This is a genomic window from Ignavibacteria bacterium (genome assembly GCA_016707005.1).
GTDB lineage: Bacteria > Bacteroidota > Ignavibacteria > Kapaibacteriales > Kapaibacteriaceae > UBA10438.
On record JADJIQ010000002.1, the window covers coordinates 94,050 to 106,603 of the forward strand.

Sequence of the window (12,554 nt, forward strand, 5' to 3'; positions counted from 1 at the left end):
TCAGCGTGAACGTCGTAGGATTTTTGTCAAGAGAACTACGTCAGATCTGTGAATGAGTCCGGATGCAAGTGCCGAAACGATCGCCACTGCACACGAGCCGGCGATGGCCGAAAGCACTGGGACAGAGGATGAAAGCCATGTAGTGGCCACCATACCTGAGGCAATCACCGTGCAGCATCGGAGCACAAACAACAAATCTAGCTGTTCGCCGAGGATGCGTCGCAACACAACGAAACAGATGGCGGCACCTGCGATCACTGTTGCAAGCCGTGAGTAAACGGCTCCAAGGGAACTCAAGGACGGTATAAAGGCAAGTCCAAAGGCTGCAGAGAAGATCAACAGCCCGCCAGCGATCCAGATGTTGTTCCGTTGCTTCCCTACCGTTACCGTGAATTCCTGACTGAAGACGAGTATCGCCACAAGCGGCGCTGTCCACAAGAACCAGTAGAACTGGATACTTTCTGCCGCATACCTTCCGCCGCTCACGAGGTCGATGAAGAGCGGGATCAACGGTCCGGCAACGCAGACCAATAACACCGTTGCAACCACCAACATTCGTATCACCGTGAGGGATACATCGGTGCGTCTCTGCGAGTCATCCTTGCCCGTACGCGCGATCTCGGGCATAACGGCCAATGAAACAGCCTGAGGGAGCACAACAAGGAACGGTCCCATGGACGCATAGATGGCACCTAGCACACCCACATCACGCGGCGTACCGAACCATTCAAGTAGGATAGTATCCAGCGAGGCATGTACTCCTATCAGCGCTACGGAGGAGATCACCGGTATGGACTCCACTACAAGGGCCTTCATTTCTTTGATGCGGACGAAGGACGGACGGATGAACTCACCGCGGTCGAGCATCACCAGGATCACAAACCCCGGCAGCGCGGAGATCGTGTAGGCTATGATAACAGTGAATGGATCGAGCGACGTACGCCACCACCAGATCATCGCGGTGAACAACATCGCATCGGCAATACCAAGAAGAGAGATCACATGGAATCGAGAGGTGGTTCTGTAAGGGGCTTCAACCGCATACCTCAACATTGTAGTGCGTGCGGCGATGAGCAGGTACAAGGACCAGATCACCACGTCGAGAACGGCATACCCCGAGACGTATGCATAGACAGCACTCACCGCCGTAGCAACAACCCACATTCCAAGTCGCAATGCTATGGCCGACGAGATGATCTGCGGTGCACGCTCTCGTTCTTGGACCACTCGTCGAATGAGGATCCCATTCATTCCAAAATCAACAAGGACCCCAACAATGAGATCCGTCATTCTTCGCTCGAAGAAGAGTGTGCCGTTCTCTTCCTTGGTGAGCGTTGATAGGATCATCCGTTGCGCAAGAAAGACCAGGAGCAGGATAGCCCCCTGCGATGCGATGATCCAGGCGCTGCCCGAGAGTACCCGAGCTGATAACGATCGCTCGTTGGTTGGAGTTGACGCCACGGAGCGGTTACCGGAACCGTTAGCGGAGGATGGAGATCATCGTTGCCGTAAGCGCAACAACACTCGTGATGATGCTTGCGATAATGGCATAGGTCTGGATCTGTGTTCCTACAGGAATGTCTGGTGGACGTGGCACATAGATCTCGTCACCGGGTTCTACGAAGACCTCGTCGTCGTCCTCTACCCACACCTTTGATCTTCCCTTGACGATACGGGCACGATCTTCTTCTGCACCTGTGGCATATCCGCCGGCATGTTCTACGTACCAGGAGAGACGTTTCTTTGGGCTGAACGGGACATATCCCGGACGGAGGACCTGACCATAGACGTAGACACGATCGGGTGTTGGCTGGATCACAACGATGTCGCCCGGGAACAATGCGATGTTCTCCGATGATGCTGTGTCCTTGATGGCCCGCACCATATCACACGACACATATGGAAGTCGATACTTCTGATCGATATGATACCGAGTGGTATCCTCAAGTGTAAGGTCGGAGTATTGGAAGTTGCGATAGGCATCATCACGCTGCTGCGTCATGGTCACCGGACCGCGATCCGGACGCACCACGTAGGACAATGCAAGCGAGGCACCGGCTGTAAGCCCGCCAACACTTGCAACGGCCTCACTCAGGCGCGTTACACCCGGGATGATCACCACAGCTCCTGGTGAATTCACCTCACCATAGACTTGGATCACACCTTGCGCTTGTGCAGCACCGGTCTCTGCCTTGCGCTCCACGATGATCGTGCTTCCGGGTTGAAGCTCAATGTCCTCACCTACGATGTGGAAGTTGGCATCCACGTTCAGCATCTGCTTTCCGCCACCAGCTGATTGCACAAGGATCACTCGGTTGAGATCTGCATCGTCTGTTGGACCGCCGGCAGCAGCAAGTAGCAAGGACACTCGGTCACCGGTCTTATACGCAAGTGTTGTTGGCGTAGCAACGGAACCGGAGATCGAGATCGTGTGAACATTGCGGTCTTCGAACGGCACCGTGATCTCGTCGCCTTCCCGAACATGCGGGTCGAGGTATGAGAATCCTTCCACTCGTGCCTTTGGAAGATCGGCCGTGCTTGATCCGGTCTTATGTCTCACCGACACATTACGCATGGCATACGGCCCGAGCATATATCCGGAGCTCCGCGTGAGTTCCTGCGCCTTGGTCGGAATAGCGTTCACACCACCGCTTTTTGCCATCTCTGCCATTCCCCCATCCTTGCTCATCAGCCATGGCTGACGCATGAGGGTAAGGAAGGTGGACACACGCATAGAGGCCGGTACGGCGTAGGTGCCGGGATAGGTCACGTTTCCGCGGAGTGCCACATAGACAAGACGTGCCCTGCGTAGCGTGATGAAGATCTCCACATTGGCAGACCTGCTCTTCATCAGATTTTGGAGGGTATCCCGAAGCCCCTTGAGCGTCATTCCGGCCACACTGAAGACGCCAGTGCGCTCCATCATGATCGTGTTCTCAGGGGTGACCATCGTCATCTTTTCTGCAAAGTCCAGCCCCGTTGTCTGATACGAGAGAATATCCCCCGGTCCCAGATAATACACGGAAGGGTCCACCACATCATCGGTGGGCAGTTGATCGGCTGTGAGAAGCGACGAAAGACTGGTCTGACTACGGGATGAAGCTCCCATTCTGTCCATATCGAACGAGCTTCCGCCCCCTTGTGAAAATGCAAGGGCAGGCACGAGAAGCACGATGAGGCACACAAAGGCACCGCGCAATAGGCTGGCAGACAGGCGCATCCAAACTCTGGTCAGTGGGGGTAAGGGGCTTTCCGACGCCGCAAAGTTACGAATAGTGTGCCGTGATGACGGCTGCAATGCGATCTGCAGCATGACCGTCCCATAACGGCGGTACCTGACCGGCTCTCATACCGCCGGAGCGGATCATGGCAACGGCCTGGAGAATTCCGCTGCGGGTGGGTTCCACGAGGACGTTGGTACCTATTTCAACAGTCACGGGACGTTCTGTGGTTGTCCTCGACGTGATACAGGGAACCCCAAGAGCGGTGGTTTCTTCTTGGATGCCGCCGGAGTCCGTGAGAACAAAGGCTGCCAGGCGCATCAGCGCCAAGAAGTCCACATATCCTACTGGATCGATCATGTGGACATTCGCCGGCACCTCGATACCGAGGTTCTGCAGATTCTTCCGTGTGCGCGGGTGCACAGGGAAGACCATTGGCATATCCGATGCCACGGTTGACAGGACGTCTACGATCATTCGCAGCTGTACGGGATCGTCCACGTTGCTCGGACGGTGCATGGTGACCAAGGCATAGTTGCCCGGTTGAAGACCGAGATCAACATGAATAGTGCTCTTCTCAGATTTCGGTAGTGCGTACAACAAGGAGTCGATCATCGTATTCCCAACGAAGTGAATACGTGAGGGATCCACTCCGTCGTGCTGAAGATGTGCCATACCACTCGCTTCGGTAACGAATAGATCGTCAACGATGGCGTCCGTGGCAATTCGATTGATCTCCTCTGGCATCATCCGATCGAACGATCGCAACCCAGCCTCAACGTGTGCTGTTCGGATGCCAAGTTTTACACTTACCAATGCACAGGCGATGGTACTGTTGACATCGCCCACAACGATCACGTAGTCGGGCTTGGCCTCTGCACATACCTGCTCAAATCCCGTCATCACACGCGCTGTCTGCTCTGCATGTGATCCGCTTCCAACGCCGAGAAACCATGACGGGTGCGGCATATCGAGGTCACGGAAAAAGGCATCGGACATCGCAGCATCATAATGTTGTCCAGTATGGACGATATGATGCTCCCACGTTTCCGAATACGCCCCAAACGCTCGATGGATCGGCGCTACCTTCATGAAGTTAGGTCGAGCCCCAACAACGGAGAGGATCTTCTTCACTTGCCATCCCCGAGAAGAACCACGTTCTTCTTCGATCCGCGCACGTCCTTGGTTGCATTGCGTGTATCGATCACAACCTTGGCGTTCTTCACGATCATGTTGATATCGAACGAACTGTGATCTGTTGTGATCACAACCACATCGTGTTTCTTGATGTAGGCCGGAGTGAGTGACTTGAGGCTCGTGAGGCGTTTTCCATGCACGTCAACTGACGGGATGAAGGGATCGAAGTAACTGATGTTTTGGATGCCGTCTTCGATGCAGAGTTCAGCAACCTTCAGCGCCGGTGAGTGACGCAGATCGTCTACGTCTTTCTTAAAGGCCATACCCAGCAGCAGAACCTTTGCACTCTTCAACGTCACCGGTTGTTTGGCGATCTCACGTTCGATCATGGCGCGCACATAGAACGGCATCGACTCGTTCACTTCCGCTGCAAGCGTGATGAAGTTGGTAACGAAGTCCACCTCACGTGCTGCCCACGACAGATAATACGGGTCGATCAAAATGCAGTGTCCGCCAATTCCCGGTCCGGGATAGAACGGCATGAAGCCAAACGGCTTTGTCTTAGCGGCATCAACAACTTCCCAGATGTTGATACCCAGTCGGTCACACAGCTGTGCAAGTTCATTGACCAGGGCGATGTTCACACTGCGGAAGATGTTCTCCAGCAGCTTCTCCATCTCGGCAACGGCCGGCGAGCTCACTGGAACCACTTCATTGATGATGCGTTGGTTCACAGCAACGGCAAGTTCTGTACAGGCGCTGGTGACGCCCCCTACCACTACAGGCGTATTCTTTGTTGTCCAGGTTGTATTCCCTGGGTCGATACGTTCGGGAGAGAAGGCCAGGAAGTAGTCGCGACCGCATTCGAGCTTCGTTGCATCGAGGATCGGTTTGACGTAGTTGTCTGTTGTGCCGGGGAACGTGGTGCTTTTGAGGATCACAAGCTGACCCGGGCGAAGATGTTCCGCTACACCCTTCGTTGCATGTACGATATGAGAAATGTCCGGATCCTTGTTCGGCGTGAATGGCGTAGGAACACAGATGTAGATCACATCACAGTCCTTGGCCATTGCAAAGTCCGTGGTGGCCGAGAGCTTCTTGGACTTCTTCACCACATCACGGATCGCATCATCATCGAGGTCTTGAATGTAGTTCTTGCCAGAACGCAAGAGCTTGATCTTCTCTTCGCTGGTATCGATGCCTATGGTCTTGATACCGCTCTTGGCGAATTCAAGGGCAAGGGGCAGACCAACGTACCCAAGACCAACAACACCAACGGTCATGGAACCGCTGAGGATGCTAGCCATGAGGTGTTCCTCAGGAAGGTTGATGGTTGTACTCGGATTACCTGCACGGCGGAGCGCCATGGAAATTCCTTACAGTGTTCGGTGATAATGCTCTTGGTAGTAGGTGCGGTACTCGCCGCTCCGAACATGGTCGCACCATGTTTGATGCTGCATGTACCATGCTACAGTTGCTTCGAGTCCGTCGTCAAATGTCCACTCCGGCTTCCAACCCAATTCCATCTGCGCCTTTGTTGCATCGATAGCATACCGTCTGTCATGGGCCTTGCGGTCCGTGACGTGTTCGATCAATGCATGATCGCTCTTGGTATGACGCAGGATCTCGTGCACCACATCGATGTTCGCTCGCTCTCCAAAGCCGCCGAAGTTGTAGACCTCTCCCTGACGTCCACGTTCAAGGGCAAGAAGGAGCCCCGTACAATGGTCATCAACGTGGAGCCAGTCTCGTACCTGGCGTCCGTCCCCGTAGACCGGAAGTGGACGTTGCTCCATGGCATTGAGCGTCATCAAGGGTATGAACTTCTCAGGGAACTGATATGGGCCGTAGTTGTTCGAACACCGCGTGATAACAGCATCCAAACCATGCGTGCGTACAAAGGACATCACAAGCAGATCGCTGGAGGCCTTCGATGCCGCATACGGCGATGTAGGATCGAGGGGTGAGTGTTCTGTGAAGGGGGCGTCATCCGGACCCAGTGTTCCGTAGACTTCATCCGTGGAGACATGCAGAAAGCGTCTCACTCCGAATGTACGAGCTGCTTCGAGCAGGATGAGCGTACCCGTCACATTTGTTTCGATGAAGGGGGCTGCCGAGACGATCGATCGGTCCACATGGGACTCGGCCGCCAGATGCATCACCGCGTCAACTTCGTACTGTTCCATCGTTGAGTGTACAAGCTCAGCATCATTGATCGAGCCATGCACAAAGCTCACAGACGAATCGTCGATCACCCCTTCGAGATTCTCAAGGTTGCCGGCATACGTCAACGCGTCAAGGACCACAACGCGATATCGACCGCTTTTCGCGATCATTCGCACGAGGTTACTACCGATGAATCCGGCACCGCCGGTAAGAAGGATCGTGGTCAAGACAGATTCCGAACGAAGTGGTCGCAATTCGAATTGCGATCAAAAAAGCTGGTCAAAAATACGCTAATTCTCACTGACCACTCGGCCGATGAGTCGCATCACACTGGCTGCCAGAGACGGCAGCGTATCGGAATACGTGTAGAGTTGAAGATCTGCGGGGAGTTCCTCAATACCGTACGGGCTTCCGCAGGCAACAACCACGATAGGACGTTCCCCTGCCAGACGCTTCATCACATCGGGTATGCGCTCCATACCAGCAAGCCGTCCGCGAAACGCCACTGCTTTCCCGAAAAAGGCAAACACCACACATTCTGCTTCGGTGATCCCTGACTGCAGTGCTTCAAGATCCTGATCGGAGATGGACCCGTCGATATATCCGAAATCCACGTTCAACTCCGTTGCCTGCGCAAGGGATTGGAACCACGTGGTTGCCGCATCGGCTTCGGCCTCATCGATCACGGCAAAGACCGCTGCCTGGGTGTATTGCGTGATCGGCAAGAGGTCTAGATTCCCCTCCAGACGCAGTGCAGCGTCTGCTGCCTTGAGTGCGATCATGGCATGTGTTGACTGGTCAACCACAACTCGTTCACGTGACGCATAGGAACCGGCCGTGCGTGAGCGCAGCCCTACGTAGGCGCGGGCATCATCCCAGCGTGCTTCGGAGGCAGAAAGTTGTTCTTCGGAGATAGCGCCGGTTGTTATGGCTTCGAGAACGGCATCGATAGCCGCATTGGGATTCGATGGCATGAGTACTACGTCTACACCGGCCTTGATCGCAAGAAGCGACGCTTCCGCGCTCGACCACGTATCGTCGATGGCCTTCATATCCATGGCGTCCGTTGTGATGAGCCCCGTAAAACCCCATTCATTTCGGATGAGTCCGGTGACCACTTCATGAGACAACGATGCCGGAAGTGTTCCGTCGAGAAATGGTACAACGATGTGAGCAACCATCACAGAACGAACACCAGCATCAATGCAGGCCCGAAACGGGATGAACTCACGCAACCGCGCAACGTCCACCGATACGTCGATGGTAGGCATCGCTACGTGTGAATCCACGCGGGTGTCTCCGTGTCCGGGTGCATGTTTCGCACAGGCCATCACGCCCCGCGACTGTGTACCGCGAACATATGCGGCCGCATGGGCAGCCACGACCTCTGCCGTTTCACCAAAGGAGCGAGTGTTGATGATCGGGTTGTTTGGATCCGAGTTTATGTCGGCAACCGGAGCCCAATTCCAATGCACCCCGATGGCCGAGGCCTCAATGGCGATACAAGCGGCAACGTGTTCGGTGATACCCGGAAGCGTCCGCCCCAGAGCCATTGCTCGTGGAAAGGCGATCCCGCCGTCGAGACGCATCGGCAGTCCGTGTTCGTAATCGGCGGCGATAATGAGGCGGCGGCCGCCTCTACGTTGCAGATCTTCGATCATCGAAGCCGTTTCTTCCAGTCCGCCGAGGAAGACCCCAACGCCCCCTACTCCGCGGTCGATGAGACGATAGATCCGTTCACGATAGTCGTGGTCTGCCCAGTGGGCTGCATCTGCTCGGATCATGAAAAGTCCGGCAGCGCGTCGTTCAGGTGATGCCATGGGGCTAAATTACGGTCAAATAACACCCTACCAGCTGTAACAGGTCCGGCAGTGGGGCGTCAATGCATCTGTAGCACGTTGAGAAGGCTGACACATGGCGACGGGGACATCGCATCATCAGCGGAGGGCTCCGGTGGACGAAACACCGGATCTTGAGCTGTATGCACGGCTGGCGCAGGATGATTCTGCGGCCCAGGCGGCGTTGTCGTTGCTGTACCGTCGGTATTCCCAACGTATCTACACGTACTGCAGAAAGATCCTTGGCGACAACCAGACCGCCGAAGATCTTCTTCAGGAGACGTTTGTGAAGCTTTTTGAATCAGGACGTCAAGGACGGGAGCTTGAGAACTTCCCTGCCTACCTGATGACGATCGCCCGCAATCTCTGTCTGTCCCACCGTGCTCGGTCGAAACGCCAGTATGTAGAAGTCGAAGACTTCCACCTGACGTATCACGATGTACCATATGAACAGAAAGAGCTCTTGCAACTCATTCAAACGTCGCTCGAACTCTTGCCCGAAGATTACCGTGAAGCATTCGTACTCCGCGAATACAACGGTCTTTCCTACAACGAGATCTCCGAGATCATCGGCGAATCCCTCGATGTTGTGAAGGTGCGGATCTTCAGAGCCAAGAAGAAACTTCGAGACGTGTTAGCCCCCTATCTGGCAGACTTGAATTCAAAAGCGTGACACTTATGACTGACGGAACCATGAATCCACTGACACCCGACGAAGCACTCTATGCCTTTATGGATGGAGAGCTGGAGCTTCCGGACGAGCAGAGGCTCTTTGACGCTCTTGCCGGAAACCCTGAACTCCGTACGGAGATGAAGGACATCCTTTCGATCAGGGGCGCGGTCCATCGCGATCAACTCTTCCCTTCTCCATCGGTTGAGACAGGCATCTTAGCCGCAGCCGGTCTTACTCCTGCCGGTGCCGTCATCGGCGGTGCAGGGGCAGCCGCTGTCAGTGCCTCTGCTCCGTGGTGGGAAGGTTTGCAATCACTGGTGTACACAGCTGGCGGACTCGTAGCCGGCGCCTTGGTGATGTTCTCGGTGATGTCCACCACGCCTGCAGATAAGGGTTCCAATCTTGCCTCAGGGGGCGGAGCTGTTCCTCCATCACTACAACAACCGGTCATCACGGGTGCGCCACAACAACAACCGGAGCCTGTCATCGCACGCGTGGACACCGTCTACATCCGTCGCGTCATCGTCCCCGTTGAGCAACCTGCTGCACCGGTTCTGGCAACTGCGGCTCCGGAGGTTCAAATCGATGAAGCCGCTCAGACAACGGCCGCCGACCCTGCGATGATGATCGGTTCATCACCGTCTGTGGATCCGCTCTCTGCATCACGGTCGATCGTTGCACGGGATATCTATACAGAAGCTCCATATGGCTCGGCTGCATCACAGGGACTGCTTAGTTCCGATCGTGTCTCACCGCGTACAAGCACGCTGCCATTGTCATTTGGGTTCAGAACACTTGCGAGCGGACTCGATGCTTCGGAACCAACACCGGAAAGTGTTACGTCAACCCTTCTGCCGAACACAGCCTTCTCCTTGACCATTCCGTTGAGCGAACAACATCGAATTGGTGTTGAAATGGGCACGGAGTCATTCGTGCAAACATTCAACGGATTCGATGGATACCGTCAAGCAGAATGGACACAGACACCTGTCCTCTTCTGGATGGGAGCCACCTATCAATTCTCTTCGATCAACTTTGAGATCCTACCCGGCCTTCAACCATTTGCAATGGCTACCGTAGGTGCCGCATTCTCTCAAGGACCTATCGGACGCGGTACCATCGGCCTTGCGTATCAGCCGATCGGCCCGGTGAGATTCACTGTTGGTCTCGACGGTTCAGCACTCTTCTACACCTTCCAGAATTCGTGGTTCACATCCACGAAGTGGGGACTCTCCTATGGCCTCAGCATTGATCTCGGCGCGTGGCGGTAAGCAGCTCGCTGCCGTGTTGATCATGGCAACGGCGCTCTTCTCGTACGCCTGTAAATCTCCGGTAGAACTCGACGTGGACCGCAACAAGTCCTATGTTGACGGAGCGGTGCATCCAACACGGCTCTCCGTGTACTACTACTTCGGTGATAGTGCATACGAGGCTATCGTCACAGACACGGCGTTTCTGAACACGATATGGATCGAACGCAACACTGTTCCGTATCGCATGACCATTCCACGTCTAGAATTCTCCTTGCCGGACACGATACGTCCGAACATCGATCAATCACCGTTTGTCCGCACATTCTGCTTCTCCACGGATAACAAGATCTGCGATGGTGGATGGACTATGTGCCAAACGCCTGCATCGTGGATATCCGGAGAATACTTCACCGTTAACAATACGTGGTCCCCATACAAATGGGCCTCCGATGATCAGGGCAGACAGATACGCCTAGCCTTCTATGAAGTAGAAGGGGCTCGCATCGTTAAGGGCTCTGCACAGATCCTCGTTTCACATCCATATGATGCAGGGTACGAGTCGTACAGGGCGTTGCTTACGTTGGAATACTAGTTAGAGTGCTAGATTGTTAGAGTGCTAGATTGTTAGAGTGCTAGAGTCCCATCTTACGTCCCTCATAGCTCAAACTCACTGATCAGCGTCCGGTAGGAATCCGGGATGCGATCGGGTTTATGGCTGGCCGGGTTGAGATGGACCAGCACGCTGCTGGCAACGGCAAGGATGGTTCCGTTTTCGTGACAGATCACGTGTTCGAATCCGAAGGACGAGTTCTTGACGAAGGATACTCGGGTGAAGACCGTGTACGGATCATCGAATTGTGCTGCGGCCGCATATTCGATTGATGTCTTTGCAACTACAAAACGATGCTTGGTTACGAACGATGCACGATCGATGGGTACACCGATATCACGGAAGTACTCGATGCGTGCAGCCTCGAGCCAATACAAGTAGATGGCGTTATGGACGATGCCCTGACGGTCCACATCGTATGAGCGGACGCGGCTATGGAGACGATGGTGGAACGTGCCATGACCTTCAATGGTCACGGGTCCATGATCGACGGTTGCTTCTACTTTGTCTGAGGTTGGCATGATGATCCACGGTTGACGTAGTTGCAAAGATAGCGAAGGGGGCTGGTAGTCTCAGTTCCTGTTGAGTACACTGCGAACGATGCCCGCTGCCTCCGCGCGGTCGGCATCACTCACCTGATGATAGAACACGGCACGCATAGTCCCGGGCTTGATGGGTGCAATGCGAAGCCCCTTCTCAAAACAGGCAGCTATAAACTCCGCATCGGTCAATGCCGGCACCCGGAAGGCCACCACGTTGGTCTGCACTCTCTCGAGCTCAATATCAACGCCATCGATAGCGGCGATTTCTTCGGCAAAGGCTTTGGCGCGCTGGTGGTCTGCCGCAAGTTTCGGGAGGTTGGTGTCCAGTGCGTAGAGTCCGGCCGCTGCCAACACGCCAACCTGACGCATTCCGCCGCCCAACATCTTGCGCCACCGACGTGCGCGTTCGATCATCTCTCCCGAGCCGAGGATGAGCGAGCCGATGGGAGCACCAAGCCCCTTACTGAGACATACACTCATGGTGTCGAAGAGCTCTCCATACTCCGCCGCCGACGTTCCTGTAGCGGTCATGGCATTCCATATGCGGGCTCCGTCACAATGCACCGGCAATCCAGATCGATTTGCGACTAGGCGGAGGTTGCGGAGGTAGCTCATTGATAGGACAGTTCCGCCGTGACGATTGTGGGTGTTCTCCACGGCGATGAGAGCGGTGCGGGGGTAGTAATACGCGGCTGGTCGGATCGCACCAAGGACATCTTCCAAGACCATCGAACCGGCATCAGAATCCAGTGCATGGATCTGCGCACGAGCGATAACGCTTGTTGCTGCGTTCTCGTAATGGAAGATGTGGGCATTGCGTTCGGCGATCACTTCTTCACCGGTAGTCGCATGGAGAGCGATGCAGATCTGATTGCCCTGTGTACCGCTTGGGACGAACAAGGCGGCTTCCTTGCCGAACATCGACGCTACGCGATCCTGGAGTTCCAGGACCGTGGGATCTTCCGAATACACATCGTCACCCACCGAGGCACTGGCCATGGCTTGACGCATTCCGTCATCGGGAACTGTTAGCGTATCACTTCTCAGATCGATCATCATTCCGCCTTTGTGCATCATCGGGGTTATTTTTCGGGCTGTCCGACAAATTACGGTC

The 12,554-nt window shown here is 54.9% G+C and carries 11 protein-coding genes; 3 read left to right on the top strand and 8 right to left on the bottom strand.

The genetic code is table 11. From position 1 onward, the window contains the following. The 6 genes from IPI29_03385 to IPI29_03410 form a co-directional block, all read right to left on the bottom strand. On the bottom strand, positions 1-1,461 hold the full coding sequence (locus IPI29_03385) for an oligosaccharide flippase family protein (GenBank protein MBK7411578.1): 1,461 nt from the start codon (positions 1,459-1,461) through the stop codon (positions 1-3). A 19-nt stretch (positions 1,462-1,480) separates the two neighbouring features. Further along, the gene (locus IPI29_03390) at positions 1,481-3,220 is read right to left on the bottom strand and encodes an SLBB domain-containing protein (GenBank protein ID MBK7411579.1); all 1,740 of its coding nucleotides are present in this window, start codon (positions 3,218-3,220) and stop codon (positions 1,481-1,483) included. A 46-nt stretch (positions 3,221-3,266) separates the two neighbouring features. Further along, on the bottom strand, positions 3,267-4,355 hold the full coding sequence (wecB, locus tag IPI29_03395) for a UDP-N-acetylglucosamine 2-epimerase (non-hydrolyzing) (GenBank protein MBK7411580.1): 1,089 nt from the start codon (positions 4,353-4,355) through the stop codon (positions 3,267-3,269). Next, a complete protein-coding gene (locus IPI29_03400) occupies positions 4,352-5,665 on the bottom strand; it encodes a nucleotide sugar dehydrogenase (GenBank protein ID MBK7411581.1) in 1,314 nt (437 codons plus the stop codon). The genes wecB and IPI29_03400 overlap by 4 nt, the downstream gene beginning before the upstream one ends. A gap of 69 nt (positions 5,666-5,734) precedes the next feature. Then, the gene (gene rfbB / locus IPI29_03405; protein MBK7411582.1) at positions 5,735-6,742 is read right to left on the bottom strand and encodes a dTDP-glucose 4,6-dehydratase; all 1,008 of its coding nucleotides are present in this window, start codon (positions 6,740-6,742) and stop codon (positions 5,735-5,737) included. Positions 6,743-6,814: 72 nt separating this feature from the next. Then, positions 6,815-8,344 (bottom strand): hypothetical protein, encoded by a 1,530-nt coding sequence (locus IPI29_03410; GenBank protein ID MBK7411583.1) that lies wholly within the window; start codon positions 8,342-8,344, stop codon positions 6,815-6,817. A 133-nt stretch (positions 8,345-8,477) separates the two neighbouring features. Between IPI29_03410 and IPI29_03415 the strand changes: the two genes are divergently transcribed. Genes IPI29_03415 through IPI29_03425 form a run of 3 tightly spaced genes read left to right on the top strand, consistent with a single transcriptional unit; the run spans position 8,478 to position 10,880 of the window. Continuing rightward, a complete protein-coding gene (locus IPI29_03415) occupies positions 8,478-9,035 on the top strand; it encodes an RNA polymerase sigma factor (protein MBK7411584.1) in 558 nt (185 codons plus the stop codon). Positions 9,036-9,055: 20 nt separating this feature from the next. After that, entirely contained in the window at positions 9,056-10,306 is a 1,251-nt protein-coding gene (locus IPI29_03420) for a hypothetical protein (protein ID MBK7411585.1), read from the top strand. Beyond that, a complete protein-coding gene (locus IPI29_03425; GenBank protein ID MBK7411586.1) occupies positions 10,272-10,880 on the top strand; it encodes a hypothetical protein in 609 nt (202 codons plus the stop codon). The genes IPI29_03420 and IPI29_03425 overlap by 35 nt, the downstream gene beginning before the upstream one ends. Before the next feature lie 62 nt (positions 10,881-10,942). Here IPI29_03425 and IPI29_03430 read toward each other — a convergent pair whose 3' ends face one another. Further along, positions 10,943-11,419, bottom strand: a complete 477-nt coding sequence (locus tag IPI29_03430; GenBank protein ID MBK7411587.1) for an acyl-CoA thioesterase — start codon at positions 11,417-11,419, stop codon at positions 10,943-10,945. 51 nt (positions 11,420-11,470) lie between these two features. After that, positions 11,471-12,499 carry an aminotransferase class I/II-fold pyridoxal phosphate-dependent enzyme gene (locus tag IPI29_03435; protein ID MBK7411588.1) on the bottom strand — a complete coding sequence of 343 codons (1,029 nt, stop codon included), beginning with the start codon at positions 12,497-12,499 and terminating at the stop codon, positions 11,471-11,473. Between the last annotated feature and the right edge of the window lie 55 nt (positions 12,500-12,554).

What these genes read in the sequence shown, in the direction of transcription:
- IPI29_03430 (MBK7411587.1), bottom strand. Translation starts at nt 11,419, where the DNA reads ATGCCAACCTCAGACAAAGTAGAAGCAACCGTCGATCATGGACCCGTG.
- IPI29_03390 (MBK7411579.1), bottom strand. Translation starts at nt 3,220, where the DNA reads ATGCGCCTGTCTGCCAGCCTATTGCGCGGTGCCTTTGTGTGCCTCATC.
- IPI29_03420 (MBK7411585.1), top strand. Translation starts at nt 9,056, where the DNA reads ATGAATCCACTGACACCCGACGAAGCACTCTATGCCTTTATGGATGGA.
- IPI29_03400 (MBK7411581.1), bottom strand. Translation starts at nt 5,665, where the DNA reads ATGGCTAGCATCCTCAGCGGTTCCATGACCGTTGGTGTTGTTGGTCTT.
- IPI29_03435 (MBK7411588.1), bottom strand. Translation starts at nt 12,499, where the DNA reads ATGATGATCGATCTGAGAAGTGATACGCTAACAGTTCCCGATGACGGA.
- IPI29_03410 (MBK7411583.1), bottom strand. Translation starts at nt 8,344, where the DNA reads ATGGCATCACCTGAACGACGCGCTGCCGGACTTTTCATGATCCGAGCA.
- IPI29_03425 (MBK7411586.1), top strand. Translation starts at nt 10,272, where the DNA reads ATGGCCTCAGCATTGATCTCGGCGCGTGGCGGTAAGCAGCTCGCTGCC.